The organism is Streptomyces sp. NPDC002698 (assembly GCF_042888945.1).
In the GTDB taxonomy this organism is placed as follows: Bacteria; Actinomycetota; Actinomycetes; order Streptomycetales; family Streptomycetaceae; genus Streptomyces.
This window is the reverse complement of the sequence record NZ_JBIAQM010000026.1, coordinates 51,662-66,357: the sequence shown is the minus strand read 5'-3', so window position 1 is coordinate 66,357 and position 14,696 is coordinate 51,662. Positions and strand designations below refer to the sequence as shown.

18 protein-coding genes and 2 pseudogenes are annotated in these 14,696 nt (G+C 70.5%); 5 read left to right on the top strand and 15 right to left on the bottom strand.

Translation table 11 applies throughout. The annotated features are described in order from the left end of the window. Positions 1–46: 46 nt before the first annotated feature. The 5 genes and pseudogenes from ACFYW9_RS29430 to ACFYW9_RS29410 all read right to left on the bottom strand — a co-directional run bounded on the left by ACFYW9_RS29430 (position 47) and on the right by ACFYW9_RS29410 (position 2,777). Complete coding sequence (locus tag ACFYW9_RS29430; RefSeq protein ID WP_389156542.1) at positions 47–415, bottom strand: anti-sigma factor antagonist; 369 nt, start codon at positions 413–415, stop codon at positions 47–49. Positions 416–619: 204 nt separating this feature from the next. Beyond that, positions 620–952, bottom strand: a pseudogene (locus tag ACFYW9_RS29425) (STAS domain-containing protein); the annotation flags it as partial. Between the two features lie 142 nt (positions 953–1,094). Then, positions 1,095–1,445, bottom strand: a complete 351-nt coding sequence (locus ACFYW9_RS29420) for an STAS domain-containing protein (protein ID WP_389156539.1) — start codon at positions 1,443–1,445, stop codon at positions 1,095–1,097. A 177-nt stretch (positions 1,446–1,622) separates the two neighbouring features. Further along, positions 1,623–1,949 (bottom strand): annotated as a pseudogene (locus ACFYW9_RS29415) (STAS domain-containing protein); the annotation flags it as partial. Positions 1,950–2,165: 216 nt separating this feature from the next. Further along, entirely contained in the window at positions 2,166–2,777 is a 612-nt protein-coding gene (locus ACFYW9_RS29410; RefSeq protein WP_389156424.1) for a hypothetical protein, read from the bottom strand. Between the two features lie 245 nt (positions 2,778–3,022). On the opposite strand from ACFYW9_RS29410, the gene ACFYW9_RS29405 reads away from it, so the two are divergent. Genes ACFYW9_RS29405 through ACFYW9_RS29395 form a run of 3 tightly spaced genes read left to right on the top strand, consistent with a single transcriptional unit; the run spans position 3,023 to position 4,300 of the window. Continuing rightward, the gene (locus ACFYW9_RS29405; protein WP_389156421.1) at positions 3,023–3,487 is read left to right on the top strand and encodes an SRPBCC domain-containing protein; all 465 of its coding nucleotides are present in this window, start codon (positions 3,023–3,025) and stop codon (positions 3,485–3,487) included. Next, positions 3,484–3,828: an ArsR/SmtB family transcription factor gene (locus tag ACFYW9_RS29400; RefSeq protein ID WP_389156418.1), complete on the top strand. Its 345-nt coding sequence runs from the start codon at positions 3,484–3,486 to the stop codon at positions 3,826–3,828. Before ACFYW9_RS29405 ends, ACFYW9_RS29400 begins: the two co-directional genes overlap by 4 nt. A gap of 34 nt (positions 3,829–3,862) precedes the next feature. After that, positions 3,863–4,300, top strand: coding sequence for an SRPBCC domain-containing protein (locus ACFYW9_RS29395; RefSeq protein WP_389156415.1), 438 nt, complete (start codon positions 3,863–3,865; stop codon positions 4,298–4,300). A 117-nt stretch (positions 4,301–4,417) separates the two neighbouring features. Here the strand turns inward: ACFYW9_RS29395 and ACFYW9_RS29390 are convergent, their stop codons facing one another. Continuing rightward, the gene (locus ACFYW9_RS29390; protein WP_389156410.1) at positions 4,418–4,936 is read right to left on the bottom strand and encodes a helix-turn-helix domain-containing protein; all 519 of its coding nucleotides are present in this window, start codon (positions 4,934–4,936) and stop codon (positions 4,418–4,420) included. A gap of 114 nt (positions 4,937–5,050) precedes the next feature. On the opposite strand from ACFYW9_RS29390, the gene ACFYW9_RS29385 reads away from it, so the two are divergent. Then, positions 5,051–5,542 (top strand): YbaK/EbsC family protein, encoded by a 492-nt coding sequence (locus tag ACFYW9_RS29385; protein ID WP_351875291.1) that lies wholly within the window; start codon positions 5,051–5,053, stop codon positions 5,540–5,542. Between the two features lie 349 nt (positions 5,543–5,891). On the opposite strand, the gene ACFYW9_RS29380 is transcribed toward ACFYW9_RS29385, so the two are convergent. The 8 genes from ACFYW9_RS29380 to ACFYW9_RS29345 all read right to left on the bottom strand — a co-directional run bounded on the left by ACFYW9_RS29380 (position 5,892) and on the right by ACFYW9_RS29345 (position 11,734). Then, positions 5,892–6,452: a hypothetical protein gene (locus ACFYW9_RS29380; RefSeq protein WP_389156405.1), complete on the bottom strand. Its 561-nt coding sequence runs from the start codon at positions 6,450–6,452 to the stop codon at positions 5,892–5,894. 106 nt (positions 6,453–6,558) lie between these two features. Next, entirely contained in the window at positions 6,559–7,086 is a 528-nt protein-coding gene (locus ACFYW9_RS29375; RefSeq protein ID WP_389156402.1) for a hypothetical protein, read from the bottom strand. Positions 7,087–7,153: 67 nt separating this feature from the next. Further along, positions 7,154–7,507, bottom strand: a complete 354-nt coding sequence (locus tag ACFYW9_RS29370) for a hypothetical protein (RefSeq protein WP_389156399.1) — start codon at positions 7,505–7,507, stop codon at positions 7,154–7,156. Then, positions 7,507–7,899 (bottom strand): hypothetical protein, encoded by a 393-nt coding sequence (locus ACFYW9_RS29365; RefSeq protein WP_389156396.1) that lies wholly within the window; start codon positions 7,897–7,899, stop codon positions 7,507–7,509. Before ACFYW9_RS29365 ends, ACFYW9_RS29370 begins: the two co-directional genes overlap by 1 nt. A gap of 627 nt (positions 7,900–8,526) precedes the next feature. Beyond that, entirely contained in the window at positions 8,527–9,054 is a 528-nt protein-coding gene (locus ACFYW9_RS29360) for an STM3941 family protein (protein WP_389156392.1), read from the bottom strand. A gap of 66 nt (positions 9,055–9,120) precedes the next feature. Next, positions 9,121–9,561, bottom strand: a complete 441-nt coding sequence (locus ACFYW9_RS29355; RefSeq protein WP_351875308.1) for a DoxX family protein — start codon at positions 9,559–9,561, stop codon at positions 9,121–9,123. Between the two features lie 166 nt (positions 9,562–9,727). Beyond that, positions 9,728–10,504, bottom strand: coding sequence for an endonuclease/exonuclease/phosphatase family protein (locus tag ACFYW9_RS29350; protein WP_389156389.1), 777 nt, complete (start codon positions 10,502–10,504; stop codon positions 9,728–9,730). Between the two features lie 282 nt (positions 10,505–10,786). Further along, complete coding sequence (locus ACFYW9_RS29345; protein WP_389156386.1) at positions 10,787–11,734, bottom strand: M28 family metallopeptidase; 948 nt, start codon at positions 11,732–11,734, stop codon at positions 10,787–10,789. A 479-nt stretch (positions 11,735–12,213) separates the two neighbouring features. Here ACFYW9_RS29345 and ACFYW9_RS29340 point away from each other — a divergent pair, with 479 nt between their 5' ends. Then, positions 12,214–12,939, top strand: a complete 726-nt coding sequence (locus ACFYW9_RS29340; RefSeq protein WP_389156383.1) for a dienelactone hydrolase family protein — start codon at positions 12,214–12,216, stop codon at positions 12,937–12,939. Between the two features lie 303 nt (positions 12,940–13,242). Here the strand turns inward: ACFYW9_RS29340 and ACFYW9_RS29335 are convergent, their stop codons facing one another. Next, positions 13,243–14,454: a S8 family peptidase gene (locus tag ACFYW9_RS29335; RefSeq protein ID WP_389156380.1), complete on the bottom strand. Its 1,212-nt coding sequence runs from the start codon at positions 14,452–14,454 to the stop codon at positions 13,243–13,245. Between the last annotated feature and the right edge of the window lie 242 nt (positions 14,455–14,696).

Sequence of the window (14,696 nt, the reverse complement as noted above, 5' to 3'; positions counted from 1 at the left end):
TCTCCTTCGCTCGTCGCCGTGTGTCCGCCCTGGCCGTGCGCACCGTTCAGAGGGCTCCGTCGCGGCTCATGCGCCCAGGCGCTGCGGGGAATTCCCGGCCGAGGAACTCGACCGCGCGATCCACCGTGTCGAAGATCGGGAAGATTTTGTTCAGCCCGGTGACCCTGAACTGGCTTCGTGTTCTCTCCGACCGCATGACCAGGACCAGGGCGCCTTCATGGGCGCGGACCCGCTTCAGCCCGCCGACGAGTACGCCCTGCCCTCCCGAGTCGAAGAACTCCACCGCGGTGACGTCCACCACCAGGTGGAACCGTCCCTGGTTCACCAGGTCGACCAGTATTTCCCTGATCCGCGGCGCGACGTAGGTGTCGAACTCGGGCGTTGCGATCGTCACCAGGGTGATGGCCTCGGACAGATGCTCGTAGGAATGGCCGTGGACGACGACGGGGGCGCCGGGAGCGAACACGGCGGGGACGACGCCGCCGTTCTGCCCGGGCGGCGTCGCGGCGGGGGTTGCGCTCTCGGTCTGGTTTTTGGCCTTCGCGGCGAAAGCCGCGCGTCGTTCTGCGATGCTCTGCGCGGTGTATTCGCCGGCCATGCGCTCCACCGCGCTGTCCACCGTGTCCAGGACGGGGAACACCTTGTGAAGCCCGGTGACGGCCAGGACCCGGCGTACGCGCTCGCCGGTGACGACCAGGGCGACGCCACCGCCCTGGGAGCGGACCCGCTTCAGCGCGCCGACCAGGACGCCGAGTCCGCGACTGCCGATGTCGTCGATCGCGCTCAGATCGACGACCAGGACCAGTCGGCCCTCGTCCACTGCCTGCAGCAGCGGACCGCGCAGCACCGGCGCGGCCCACTCGTCCAGCGCCGTGTCCGATCCCTCGGCCGTGACCCGTACCAAGGTCACGCCCCCGTAGGCGTCCTCGTACGACACCTGCAGATCGGTCATCGTGTCTCTCCCGCGTACGCAGTGCGGTTGGACCGCTGCCCTGTCCCCGCCTCGGGCCGGCGAGCGCCCGTCTCGGCGCCGGCGGCCGGGGCCTGTGCCGTGCGCCGCGATCTCCTTCGCATCCGGCGCGGGACGGGCCCGCTCATCCGCTCAGGCGCACGCGTGGGAACTCACGGCCGAGGAACTCCACCGCGTGGTCCACCGTGTCGAAGATCGGAAATACCTTGGACAGCCCAGTGATCCGGAACATCTTGCGCGCCCGGTCGCCCGGCACGACGACCACCAGCGCGCCGTGATGCGCGCGCACTCTCTTCAGCCCCCCGACGAGCACGCCCAGCCCCGTCGAGTCGGTGGAGTCCACCGCCGTGAAGTCGACCACCAGGAAGTACCTTCCCTGGTTGATGACATCGACCAGCGCTTCACGAACCCGAGGCGCGGTGTAGACGTCGATGAGGTCCGTGGTGATCGTGACGAGGGTGATGTCCTCCGACAGATGTTCGTAGGAGTGGCCGAAGCCCGTGGACGCGGTGCCTTTCCGCTCCCTCGCGCCCTTTCCCTCCCGCTCCCGCTCCTTGCGGACCCTGGCCCGTTCGGCGATGTCCGTACGCCGTCGCTCCATGTTCTCCTCGGTGAACTGGCCGGCCATCCGCCGCACCGCGCTCTCCGCCTCGGTGTCGATACGGAACACGCGGTGAAGGCCGGCATTGGACAGCGTCTCGCGCACCGCCTCACTGACGACCAGTGCGACGCCGCCACCCCTGAAGTGCACCCGCTGCAAGGCGCCTGCCAGCACGTCTATCCCTGAACCGTCGATGATGTCGATCGTGCTCAGGTCGACCACCAGGACCAGCCGTCCCCCGTCGATGATCTGGCGCAGCGCGCCGCGCACCGCCGGGGCCGCTTCGCTGTCCAGGGCGCTGTCCGGCCCTTCGCCCGCGATGCGCACCAGCGTGACACCGCCGGGGGCGTCCTCGTACAGCACCTTCAGATCGGTCATCGTGCCTCCCCCCGCACGCCGTGCCACGACGCCACGCGCATTCGCCTGCCGCCATCGGGTACGCACCGGCAGAGTTCCCTGTTCCCTCGTTTTCGACAAAGCGGATGATATCCGCGCCGTGGGCCGAAGGAGCAGGCTACGCACCGCAGTTGCACCAGCCGTCCTGCTCGCGATCGCACCGTCACAGATCAACGAGCAGGAGGCCCTCCCCCGGAGTCAGGGCGCGGCGGTGAGGGCGGTGCGGGCCGCGTCGAGGAAGGCGGTGTGCGCACCGGCGTGCCGGCCGGGCGGGGCGCTCGCGTCGAGGGCTTGGTTCAGGGCTTCGGCAGCCATGGTGACCGTGGCGGGGCCTTCGAGGCGTACGAGGTTGAGTGCCTCGGTGACGGGCGGCAGAGCCGCTTGGTATCGGTCGCGGCGGTCGGTGGCCCGGGGGGTGCCCAGCGCTTGCTGCCACTGCTCACGGTGCTGGTGGGCGGTGTCGGTGGCGGCGAGGAAGGCGGCATAGGCGGCTCGGCGGACCTCACGCTGAGCCGCCAGGGCCTGCGCGGCCAGGGTCTGGCTCGCGACGTTGAGCTGCGCGTCGGCCTGCAGACGCCCGGCCTCCCAGGCAGCGTCCGCCTGACGGCGCCCGGCCTCCCACGCCGCGTCCGCCTGGCGCTGGCCGGCCGCCCATGCCGCGTCCGCCTGGCGGGCGGCCGCGTCGACGGTGCCCTGTGCCTGCCTGCGGGCCGATGCCAGGGTGAACCAGCCGGTCACCACCCCGCCCGAGAGCGCGCCGGCCACCGCGGCGCCCGCGGCGATCCATGCCGTCATCACGTCATCGGCCATTCGGTCCCCCTCGCCACGACTGATCAGGTCTCCCGCAGTGTCCCAGCCCGACGGCGGCAACCACGCCCCCACGGAACGGGGTTGCCGCCGCGGAGCCGGGACACGGTGCCGTGCGGGCACGGCTCTCGCCCCGGACACGGGCAGCGCACGACCTCGGCGGAGCAATGAGCAACCTTCGGTTGCGAAAGGTGCCGGCGCCGCCTATCGTTATGTGCAACCTAAGGTTGCGAAAGGTGGCTGCGGACATGGAGTACGGGAGCATCGAGCGCGAGCTGTACGTCGACGCCCCGCCCCAGGTGGTGTTCGACGTGCTCACCGAGCCTGAGCACATCCGGGACTGGTGGAGCGCGGAGAGCGACTTCGAGGCGGTCCCCGGCAGGCCGAGCCGTCTCACATGGACGGACGAGGGCAGCGGCGTCCGCAAGTCCGTGCCGTTCACGGTCGTCGAGTCCGATCCGCCGCGCACGCTGTCGTTCCGGTGGACCTACGAGGAGGGGGAGACCGCGGCCCCCGGCAACTCGCTGCTGGTGACCTTCGAACTCGCCCCGGCGGGTGAGGGGACCACGCTCCGCTTCCGCGAGAGCGGGTACCGCGAACGCGGCTGGGAGGCCGCCGTGCTCGAGGCGCACCACAACGACCACCGGCAGGGCTGGGACTTCTATCTGCCCCGCCTGGCGGCGACCGCCAAGCAGGCGGCGGGCGCGCGATGAACACCGGCGTCGACGACGGTCTGTGGTCGGCGATCGGCGACCCGACCCGGCGCCGCATGATCGACCTGCTGCTGGCCGAGGGGCAGGGCACCGCGACGACCCTCAGCGCCCGCCTGCCCGTCACCCGGCAGGCCGTGACCAAGCACCTGACCGTGCTCGACCGGGCCGGACTCGTCCGGTCCACGGCGGCCGGCCGGGAGCGGCGCTACCACGTGGACGAGGCGCAACTGGCGCGTGCGGTGGCCCAGTTGCAGTCGGTGGGCGCGCTGTGGGACGCCCGGCTGCAGCGCGTCAAGAACATCGCCGAGGCGATCCAGCGGGCCAAGGACGAGAAGAAGTAACGAGCCGAGAACGCGAAGAAGCGAGGAGATCGAGATGGCGGACATCCTGCACCGGGTCGGCACCACGGCGGCCCGGGACACGGTCTATCAGGCACTCACCACGGTCGGCGGTCTGGCCGCGTGGTGGACGGCCGACACCGAGGGCAGCGGCGAGGACGTGCTGCGGTTCCGCTTCGGCGACGTCGGCGGCTTCGACATGAAGGTCCTCGAACTGCGGCCGGACACCCGGGTGCGGTGGGAGGTCGTCGACGGTCCCGAGGAGTGGGTCGGCACCACGGTGACCTTCGACCTCAAGCAGGAAGGCGAGTGGACGATCATCCTGTTCGCGCACGAAGGGTGGCGCGAGCAGGTGGAGTTCATGAACCACTGCACCACCAAGTGGGCGCTGTTCCTGATGAGCCTGAAATCCCTGGTGGAGACGGGCACCGGTGCACCGCACCCGCACGACGTGCGGATCAGCAACTGGCACTGACCCCGTCCGCGGGCGGCCGCCGGAGCGGGCGTACGGCATGGCCTCACGGATGAGGGGCGCGCCCGGAGGCGGCGCCCGCGATGCGCCGACTCGCCCGAGGGGCGGCGCCGAGGGCGGTCACCTGGGATGGCGCACGAGCAGCACGGCCTCGACGTCTCCGGCGGGCGCCCGATACAGGTGCGGGGTGTCGGCGGCCCAAGTGCCGTGCATGCCGGGGCCGATCAGGACGGGGTTTGTGGCTTCACCGACGAGGGCGGTGCCGGTGAGGACGATGATGTGCTCGGTGGTGTCCGGGGAGTGGGCCGCGGATTCCTGCGTCGCTCCGGAGCGGATGCGGATCCGGTAGGTCTCCGTGACGGAGGTGTCCGCCTCGAACCTCTCGAGCAGAACCGCGTCGACGGCGTCCCCGGAGACCCTGGCGGGAGGTTCGAGATCGTGCAGAACGCCGCTCAGCGGCACTTCGAGCGCTTTCGTGAGGGCGTAGAGCGTTTCCAGAGTGGGGTTGCGGCGTCCGCTCTCCAGTTCGGAGAGCGTCGCCTTGCCGATCCTGGACCTGCGCGCCAGTTCGGAGAGTGACACCCGCCGCGCCTCGCGCAGCTCCTTCAGACGCAGGCCGACGGCGGATGCCAGATCCATGATGCCCCTGTCCGTTTCGCGGGTCCGGTTGATTCCGGAGGCTTGAGGGATCTATCGTTCCACATACGGAACGTTCTGTATACGGAACGCATCCCTGGTGCGAGGAGGAGTTGCATGGCATCCCAGGAAGACACGTCCCTGCCGGTCCGCAGCATGGATGTGGCCCGCGTCCTCGCCGAGGCCGGCGCGGGAGGCCGGGTGCGCGAACTGGCGGATTCGACGCGGACGGCGGCCGAGGCCGCCGCGGCCCTGGGCTGCGACGTGGGCGCAATCGCCAACAGCCTCGTCTTCGTCTCCGACGGCGAACCCGTCCTGGTGCTGACCAGCGGCCGCCACAAGGTGGACACCGCGGCGCTGGCCGCCCGTTGGGGACGGGGCACACTCCGGCGCGCCACCCCGGAACAGGTGCGTCAGGCCACCGGACAGGCCATCGGCGGAGTGGCTCCGGTCGGCCACCCCCGGACGCTCCCCGCCGTGGTCGATGCGGCCCTGGCCGACTACCCGCAGCTCTGGGCCGCGGCCGGAACTCCTCGCACGGTGTTCCCCACGACCGTCACCGAACTCCTCCGGCTCACCGGCGGGCTCCTGCTCCCCGTCGGCCCGTGACCGGTACTTCCCGCGCGGGCTACGCGGCCGGCAAGGCTGTCGCTCCGCGGCGATCGGCTCAAGGGCGGTACAGGCGCCCGACTGCTCCGGCCCGCCGCCCCCGGCCCCGACGGTCACCGCCCGCCGAAGTCCGGGGGCCGGCCGGGCGGTTGCGCCGCGGACAGACCGGCGGCACGGCCGTCGCAGGTGAGGTGCCCGTGCGGGGCGCTTCAGAGTGATCGGTCGGGGGGAATCCGCTCGCGGCCGCCACGCAGGCTCGGGAACGGCCGCGCTCCGCTTCGCCCGGCGAGCACCCGGCAGAAGAGGGGCTACCGCAAGTGGCGCTCCGGCACGCGCGGTTCGGGCATGCTCAGTCGCATGCCGCGACGGTCGTGACCCGGTCGATGATGGGGACGCCGTCCGACCACATGACCGCCGTGGCCGTGGTGCAGTCCACCCACGTTCCGCTGCCCGTGGCCTCGTACTTCACCGGGCCGGCGTACTGCGAGTACGTGCCGTCGTCCACCTTGCACGACACGCCGGCTTTGTTGGGGCACAGCTTGAGCTTCATCTTCTTGGCGGCACCGAGGTTGTTCTCGAAGACGGCACACGCTCCGTACTTGCCGGAGCCGTGCATGGTGTAGGTGAACAGGGTTCCGAAACGCCGTGCGTCAGGCAGACGTTCCGCGTATTCGAGTCGATAGCCGCTGCCGCACAGCGTTGCCGTGGCGCTGACCGCCGCGGGGTCCTCGGCCGCGACGGCGCGCGTCCGTGTGCTGCGCGCACCGGCCTCGGAGAACTCGACGCCGGTCCCGGGAACGACCTCCTGGGCCACTACGGGGGTGCGGTCTTCCGCCAGAGACTGGGGGGCTGCCGCCAGCACGGAGACGAGGGCGGCGGCCGGGGCGACGGCGCGTATCAATGTGTGCATGGGACTCGGGTGTTCCTCTCGTTGCGCATGGTTAGGTCAGAGACAGCCGGCAGCCCTTTCCTGCCGGCTCGGGAGGTGGGAGTTCCTCGCGTCACCGTGCGACGGGTCAGCCATGGACAAGGGGTGAGCCTTGGAGGTTCTTGGTGATGGCGGCCTTGCCGTCGCCCTCGATGTCGTAGACGACCGTCGAGTCCGCCGACCACCACACCTCGCCGTCGTAAGTCGTGGACGGGGCCAGGCAGTTGTTGACCGGCTCGTCGAGGAACCAGGTGTAGTTGTCGTTGACGAGCCGGGTCAGATCGCACGTCTTGGTCGTGACGACGTGGTCCTCACTCGTTTTGGTCAGACGCTCCTCCAGCCTTGCCGTGACCTTGAAGCTGGTGAACCGCTGGGACAGGTCGATGGCCTGGTCGTCGACGATCTGCCAGCTCAACATCGACTTGCCCGAGATCAGCCCGTTCTTCTGCGAGGCGGTGTTCTGCGCGTAGTAGGTCGTCGTGGGCTTCTGACCGGGAAAGACGACATCGAACTGAGAACGGGAGAACTGGTCGGTGGCGGATGCGGGGGCCGCCAGCAGCATGCAGGCGGCCGCGGCAGCGCCCATCGATCCGACAGCGGTGAGCAGGTGACGCATCGGGGACTCCTTTGTCGGTGAACAGGCAGGATCGGGACGTGACCCACAGAGGCGGCTACAGAAGCGGCTACAGAGCCGAAGAGACGGCCTGGAAGACGAGGAAGGGAACGAGGACGGCCGGCATGGCCATGAGCCACGGCCCCGCGGGCCGCTCCCGGCGCCACGGGACCAGGCCGTCCGCCAGGGCCACCAGCGCCAGCACCAGCGCCAGCAGCCCGGATGCGGCCACGGTCCACGTGGCCACGCCTGCCCGGTCGCAGTCGGCCCCGCACACTTCGATGATCGTGCTGGAGCGGTCGACGGCCGATCCGCCCCACCGGTGTCCGGAAAGCCACCACAGGCTGTACAGGGGCACCATGGCCGGGACCCCGACGAGGAGGTTGACCAGCAGTGCCGGCCATGTCGGCCGCGGACTGCTCATCAGGCGTGTTCGCGCATCGGCGCGTGGTACTTCGCGAAGGTCCGGGACGGGCTTCTGCGCTTCCTGCCCTCCGTCTTCGTGTCCGCCGTGGTCCCCTGGCAGCGGATCAGGACCTTTCCGGTGTCCGCTTCCGACGGGTCGACGCACGGGACGATGAAGAGGTCCTGCCGGTCGGCGCAGGCAATCGGATGCTCCGGCCGCAGGGCGGACATCGTTCCGGGTCCGAAGCTGTTGGGCAGAGAGGAAGTCCCCGGCTCCCGCCGCGGGGCGTGAGCAAGGGAATGCATCGCATTCCGGCTGGTCCGCTCGTCCTCTTCGACGGTCATGCCGATGCCGGTGCCATAAGTCGCGTCGGCGAATTCCTGCGCCGGTAACGCCGTCTCGTCGGCCATCAGCACCCCTCCGTTTCGGGCAGGGGAAATCACACGAGAGGCAGGCGGCTCCCCCATGGCCCGCGCCAATACCCCCCTCTTTCCGAACGGTTGGTCAGACGCGTTCGAGGCGGGCGATGCCACTGTAGGCAGGTGATAACTGGGAGACGCAAGAGAAAACCGACGGATCGCTCCTCCCGTGTGGCGTGAAAGCGACACGTCAGCCGGCCGGCCGAGACCATGATTCCGCTGCGGTCACGGAGAATTCCCGGGGAAGAACAAGCGCCGCCCCGGGACGGCGCATCGCACCAACTCGGCCGAAATCAGGTCCCTTTCCCGCCCCCCGGATACCCACGAATCCGGTCATGTCCCTGCCCGGCAAAGCCCTCTCCGCGACCGGCACCGGCTCGGGCTCGGGCATCGAAAAAGACCCTGTCCCGGACAACCGGGACAGGGTCTTCACAGAGCGCCGGGCAGGCCTTGCACCTGCATTTCCCCGCAGGAAGCGGGGCGTCTTTCCTTGGACCACCAACGCATCACCGACCGGCGCGACCTCCGCCGTTCAGCTCAAGATCAATAGTACCAGTGCGGCGCGCCGGGCTCCAGACCTGCGGAAACCCGGCGACCTTCACGCCGGTAAGGGAGCGCTCAGTGCTGTACCGCGAGTCCGGGCCGGTGCCGCCGCATCGCGTCCAGGACCGCCTCGGGCGGCACCGGCAAGGTGTTGGTGGCCATGGTGGCCGGGCCGAAGCCAAGTCGTGCGTTCATGGACGCGGTGCCGCGGACGAGCTTGGGTGCTCGAGCCAGATAGGCGTCCGGATCGTGCAGCACCAACTCGATGAACCACTGCGAGGTGTTGCGGACCCGCTGCTCGCGTATCCGCACGGCGGCTATCTCGTCCCAGCCGAACCGGCCCAGCCTCACGTGGTCCACTCCCGCGTCGTCCAGCACCAGCTCCGGACGGCCGCGGAGCAGGCGCCGGCCGATAAGCACCGAGCAGAACCCGAAGAAGGGCACGGCCAGCGCCCCCGCCACAGTCATCTTCGTGGTGCTGTGGGCGACCAGGAAACCGATGCCCAGAGCGACGAAGACCAGAGAGCCGGCCAGCATGGCCCACACACGTCTCTTGGCGAGCGGGTAGACCGTCGGGGGCAGCGGAACGCCGTTTCTGATCACGGGCTCAGACGATAGGACCAGAGCCCTCGTCAGCGGAAGCCTTCTCCCCTGGGCCTGGCCGGCCGTTCAGACCGCGTCGAGGCCGGCCGTGTCCCGGACGGTTGCCTTGCTCTGGGTCAGGGCGGACAGGGACAGGGCGCCGGGTCCGAAGAAGACCAGGAGCAGGAACGCCCAGCAGAACAGCGCGGGCGACAGGCCGCCGTTCTGCAGGGGGAAGAGGCCGTTCTTCTGGTGCTCGGTGAAGTAGGCGAAGGCCATGGCCCCCGAGCTGAGGAACGCGGCGCTGCGCGTCGCGGCTCCCAGGAGTACGAGAACACCGCAGAGCAGTTCGATGACCCCGGCGTACCAGAACGGCCAGTCGCCCACGGGGCTGCTTTCCCGCCCCAGTATTCCGAAGAGCGTGGCAGCGCCCTCGCTGGCGAAGAGCAGGCCGAGGACGATACGGAACAGACCGAGGACGAGGGGCTGGTGGCTCGACAGCCGGTCGCTCAGGCGTGGGGTGCTCATGGGTGCGTACTCCTTGGATCGGTCGGGTGCGTACCCGGGTGGCATGAGGGGCCGGGCTTGTGCGAGATCCCGTCCCCTTTTCCTCTGCATGTTTCTCTACGTGTTTTCTCTACGTGCGCGCGGGATCGTCGGTTCAGTGCGGTGTCCTGCCGTTTTTTGCCCCGTGTCACTTCGAGCGGATCAGCTGTGCCCGCACGCCGTAGTGGTCGGACAGGTAGGCCTGGCGGCCGTCGGCCAGTGTGACCTTGTCCTGGAACACGAGGTCGGCGTCGCCGGTCAGTGTCTCCCCGGCCGCGGCCCGGACCAGTACGTGGTCCAGGGCCGGCGGCGACGGCCATCGAGGTGTGGGCCGGTAGGTCGGACGTGTGTCGCCGGCGAGGATGTCGCGCAGTCCCGCTGCGGCGATGAAGTCGGCGAGTGCCGCCGCGTCGCGCGGGATGTTCAGGTCGCCGGCCACGGCGACGGGCAGGGACGGGCCGATGGCCGCGATCAGCTCGGTGAGCCGGGCCAGTTCGGCGGCCGCGATCCGCGTGTACCGGTTCGCGGGGGACCAGTCGTCGTCGCGGTTGGCCGACAGGTGGGTGTTCACGACCACCAGTTCACCGTCCGGGGTGGCGACGGAGGCCAGCAGGGCTCCCTTGCGCATGAAGAATTCGCCGCGCACCGGGCCCGTCATCGGGTACGGCACGAACCGCCATCGGCTGATCGGCCACCGGGACAGCAGCACCAGGCCGCCCTTGAGCAGGACCGTGCCCGAGCAGGCGACGTGCCGGTATGCGGGAGCGGCACGGCGGATCAGCCGGGCGTTGCGGCGGAACATGACCTCCTGCAGGCAGACGATGTCGTAGTCGGAGCGGCCGAGTGCCGCGCCGAGGGCGCGCAGCCGGGCCGGGACGTCGCCGGTGAAGAGGGTGTTCATGGTCAGCAGTCGCAGGGCCTTCACGAACGTGTCGCCTTCCGTCCGGTGGCCGCCTGTCGGGCGTGCGGGGAGCCGTCCACGGCCGTGCGGGGAGCGGCTCGCGTCCGTGCGGGGAGCCGCAGCGTTGATCGTACTGTCGCCCGTGCCCGCCGAAGCCCGGGGGCGTGGACGGACGCCGCCGCGAGAGCCGGGGAGCGCGGGCGGGGGCCGGCGGCCCCTGCCCGCGCTCGCGGGGCAACGCTCACGGGTCGCCCGTGCGGCGGGCCGTGGGCCCGCCCGCACGGATGCCCCGCGGTCACGGCGGGTCTAGGCCGACAGCTGCCACACCGCGTACGCGAGCGCGTCCGCGTTCCGGTCCAGCGCCGTGTCGTTGATGTTCGACGACTTGTCGCACGAGGAGTGGTAGCAGGCGTCGAAGGCCTTGCCCGCGGTGCCGCCCCACTTGGCGGCCTGGGCGGACGTCTTGATGTAGTCGGCGCCGCTGAACAGGCCGCCGACGGGGATTCCCGCGTTCTTGAAGGGTGCGTGGTCCGAGCGTCCGTCGCCCTCGGTCTCGATCTCGGTGGCGACGCCGATCCCGGTGAAGTACGTCTTGAAGGTCTTCTCGATGGTCGGGTCGTCGTCGTAGACGAAGTACCCCGGGTTCGGCGAGCCGATCATGTCGAAGTTCAGGTAGCCGCTGATCTTCGAACGGTTCGCGGTGGTGAGGCTGTTGACGTAGTAGCGCGAGCCCACCATGCCCAGTTCCTCCGCGCCCCACCAGGCGAACCGGAGGTGCTTGGTGGGCTGGTAGCCGGCCCGGGCCACGGCGAGTGCCGTCTCCAGCACGGCCGCCGAACCGGAGCCGTTGTCGTTGATGCCGGGGCCCGCGGTCACGCTGTCCAGGTGGGAGCCGGCCATGACGACCTTGCCGGTGTCGCCGCCGGGCCAGTCGGCGATCAGGTTGTAGCCGGTGCTGCCGCTGGAGGTGAACTGCTGGACGGTCGTGGTGAACCCGGCCGCGTCCAGCTTGGCCTTGACGTAGTCGAGGGAGGCCTTGTAGCCGGCGCGGCCGTGCGCGCGGTTGCCGCCGTTGGCGGTGGCGATGGACTGGAGCTGGGTGAGGTGGGCCTTGACGTTGGCCACGGGGAGGTCGGGCGCGGCGGCCGCTGCCACGGGGGCGGGGGCCGCCCCGGCTATGGAACCGCCGGTGAGCAGCACGGCGGCCGAGACGACAGCGGTCGCCGAGGCGCGCCCAGGAATGGAGAGCTTCATGTGGGGGGCTCCGAATTCCAGGAAATCCCGGCGGAGTTCTCACGAGGGGGCGTGAGGTGTCCGGGGATTCCACGGTGAGTGGGGTGACTGGATGGTGAAGGTGGGACTGACTCACCGTCAAGAGTGGTATTCGGTCACGCGTGTTCGTATACCGGACACCCCCTTGGGTGCCGGTTCTGTCCGCCGCGGGTACGGGGCCGCCGTCCGGCGCCGGCAGTCGGCGGACCGGCCCCGCCCCCTGTTGCCCGGACCCGCCGTGCCTCCCGTGTCCGCGCGGCGACGGCATCCGGCCACGGAGCCTCGGCGAAATCCCGTTGGCGAACCACGGCGACCGTTGCTACTCTCCCGGAGGCCGTGCGAGAGAACGAGGAGGTGGTACCCGTGAACGCAGTATCGACATGGGTGCTCCCCTCCGGGGCCACGGTCGGGCGATAGGTCGTCCGGGAGCGCCGCTTCGAGCCCTCCCGAAAGGCACGACCGTGCACTTCACTTCCGAACAGCGCCTCGACGACGGCGTCCTCGAGCGCGAGTTCACCCTCGGCGACATCCCCGGCACCCTGTGGACACCCGAGTCCGCCGTTCCGGCCCCGCTGGTCCTGATGGCCCACAACAACGGCCTGCCCAAGGCGGAACCCCGGCTGGTGGCCCGGGCCCGGTACACCGCGGCGCGCGGCTACGCGGTGGCCACCATCGACGCCGCCGGCTGCGGTGACCGTCCCCGTTCCGCCGCCGACGAGCGGGCCCGCGCCGACCTCCGGCGGGCGATGCAGGCCGGCGAGCCGGTCGACGAGATCTTCGAGTCCTTCATCGGCCCGCTGGTCGAAAACGCGGTCCCGGAATGGCGGACCACTCTGGACGCCCTTCTCGAGCTGCCCGAGATCGGCGGCCCGGTCGGCTACTCCGGGGGGTGGACCGCCCTCGGCATCCGCCTCGCGGTGGCCGAGCCGCGCATCGCGGCCGCGGGCTTCTTCGCCGGCGGGTACGTGCCCCGTGCCCAGCGCGAGGAGGCCCGGCAGGTCACCGTTCCGCTGCTGTTCCTGCTGCAGTGGGACGACCAGGGCAATCCCCGGCAGCGGGCCCTGGACCTGTTCGACGCCTTCGGCAGCAAGGAGAAGACGCTGCACGCCAATCTGGGCGGGCACACCGGCACCCCGTGGTTCGAGCTGGAGGACGGGTGCCGGTTCCTGGACCGGCACCTGAAGTAGGGCCGGGGCGCCCGGCGGGCAGCTGACGTCGGGCGGTGCCGGCCAGGACGCCGTCGTCGAGGACAGGTCCCGGCCCTCCTCGACGGCGGTGTCCGGCAGGCGCACGACCGCCCGATGACGGCGGTACCGGGCATCTGCGTCTTGGCCGCGGGAGGCCCGGCCGGGAGGTCCGGCCGGGCCTCCTGCCTGAACCGCCGGCCGCGCCCCGAACGGGTCACGTGGTGCGGCCCGGGGAATCGGCCTCGCCGGAACGGCTTTTGCCGCCGGCGCCGCCGGCTGTGGCCGCGGCGCCGGCGGCATGGCCTACGGAACGAGCTTCAGCAGTTTGTTCGGTGAACCCGACCCGATTCCGCCGAGGACTCCACCGGTCGCGCCGTTGACCAGCGCGCTGCCCACGCTTGCCGGGGAGGCGCCCGGGTGGGCCGTCAGGTAGAGGGCGGCGGCCCCGGAGACGTGCGGGGCGGCGAACGATGTGCCGTTGCCCGTGTACGTGGCCGAGTCGGAGGTGTTCCAGGCCGCCGTGATGCCGGAGCCCGGGGCGAAGAGGTCCACCCGGGAGCCGTAGTTGGAGTAGCTCGCCCGTGCGTCGCCGCTCGTCGTCGCGCCGACCGTCAGCGCCTCCGAGACCCGGGCCGGGGAGTAGTTCGACGCCAGGGCGCCGGAGTTGCCCGCCGCGACGGAGTACGTCACCCCGGAGGCGATCGAGTTCTTCACCGCGGTGTCCAGCGAGGTGCTGGCCCCGCCGCCGAGGGAGACGTTGGCGACGGAGTCGGCCACGTGATGTGCGGTGATCCAGTCCACGCCCGCGATGACCCCGGCGGTCGTGCCGGAGCCGTCGTTGCCGAGAACCCGGACGGCGACGATCTTCGCCTTCTTGGCCACGCCGTAGGTGGTGCCGGCGGCGACGGTCGCGACGAAGGTCCCGTGGCCGTAGCCGTCCTGCGCGGTGGCGTCGTTGTCGACGAAGTCCCATCCGTAGGAGGCGCGGCCCGCGATGTCCTGGTGGGTGATGCGCACCCCGGTGTCCAGGACGTACACGGTCGACCCGCCGCCCCCGGTGTCGGGGTAGGTGTAGGTGCCGTTCAGCGGAAGGTTCGTCTGGTCGGTCCGGTCCAGGCCCCAGGGAGCGCCGGTCTGCGTACCGAGCGTGTGGACGACCTGGTCCTGCTCGACCGATGCGACCGCGGGGTCGGCCGCCAGCCTTCTGGCCTGGGCGCCGGTGAGCTGGACGGCGTAGCCGTCGAGCGCGGAGGTGAACGTCCGCCTGACGGTGCCTCCGTACGGGGACACCAGGCCCTTGCCGCGTGCGGCGGTGGCCTTTAAGCCGGTGTTCTTCTTGAGCGTGACGATGTAGCTGCCGGGAACGGCGTGGGGGGAATTCGCCCCCAGGACGGTTCCCTCGGCCGGTGCGGCCTGGGCGGGGAGGGCGGAAAGGGTGCCGACCGCTGTCGCCGCGGCGGCTGTTGTGGCGATCGCCGTGGCGATGCGGCGCTTCATGGTGCGTCCTGCTGCCATGTGGGGAGGTCCTTTGCGACCGGGCACGGGAATCCTGGTGCGGATCCCGGCCGAACCATGCGAGGCACTCGGGTCGGTGCCACAGAGCGACCATGGGTTCCGCGCCCGACACCCGGAAAGGGATTACATGCACACGTCATGAATCCGTCATGTGCGGCCATCGTGCGCAGCACTGCGGCCACAAGAGGTCACGTCCGCTTACGAGTTGGCGCGGCAGGAGGCCGTCGGCGGGTTGACCTTCG

What these genes read in the sequence shown, in the direction of transcription:
- ACFYW9_RS29410 (WP_389156424.1), bottom strand. Translation starts at nt 2,777, where the DNA reads ATGGCCGATGACGTGATGACGGCATGGATCGCCGCGGGCGCCGCGGTG.
- ACFYW9_RS29405 (WP_389156421.1), top strand. Translation starts at nt 3,023, where the DNA reads ATGGAGTACGGGAGCATCGAGCGCGAGCTGTACGTCGACGCCCCGCCC.
- ACFYW9_RS29400 (WP_389156418.1), top strand. Translation starts at nt 3,484, where the DNA reads ATGAACACCGGCGTCGACGACGGTCTGTGGTCGGCGATCGGCGACCCG.
- ACFYW9_RS29395 (WP_389156415.1), top strand. Translation starts at nt 3,863, where the DNA reads ATGGCGGACATCCTGCACCGGGTCGGCACCACGGCGGCCCGGGACACG.
- ACFYW9_RS29390 (WP_389156410.1), bottom strand. Translation starts at nt 4,936, where the DNA reads ATGGATCTGGCATCCGCCGTCGGCCTGCGTCTGAAGGAGCTGCGCGAG.
- ACFYW9_RS29385 (WP_351875291.1), top strand. Translation starts at nt 5,051, where the DNA reads ATGGCATCCCAGGAAGACACGTCCCTGCCGGTCCGCAGCATGGATGTG.
- ACFYW9_RS29380 (WP_389156405.1), bottom strand. Translation starts at nt 6,452, where the DNA reads ATGCACACATTGATACGCGCCGTCGCCCCGGCCGCCGCCCTCGTCTCC.
- ACFYW9_RS29375 (WP_389156402.1), bottom strand. Translation starts at nt 7,086, where the DNA reads ATGCGTCACCTGCTCACCGCTGTCGGATCGATGGGCGCTGCCGCGGCC.
- ACFYW9_RS29370 (WP_389156399.1), bottom strand. Translation starts at nt 7,507, where the DNA reads ATGAGCAGTCCGCGGCCGACATGGCCGGCACTGCTGGTCAACCTCCTC.
- ACFYW9_RS29365 (WP_389156396.1), bottom strand. Translation starts at nt 7,899, where the DNA reads ATGGCCGACGAGACGGCGTTACCGGCGCAGGAATTCGCCGACGCGACT.
- ACFYW9_RS29355 (WP_351875308.1), bottom strand. Translation starts at nt 9,561, where the DNA reads ATGAGCACCCCACGCCTGAGCGACCGGCTGTCGAGCCACCAGCCCCTC.
- ACFYW9_RS29345 (WP_389156386.1), bottom strand. Translation starts at nt 11,734, where the DNA reads ATGAAGCTCTCCATTCCTGGGCGCGCCTCGGCGACCGCTGTCGTCTCG.
- ACFYW9_RS29335 (WP_389156380.1), bottom strand. Translation starts at nt 14,454, where the DNA reads ATGGCAGCAGGACGCACCATGAAGCGCCGCATCGCCACGGCGATCGCC.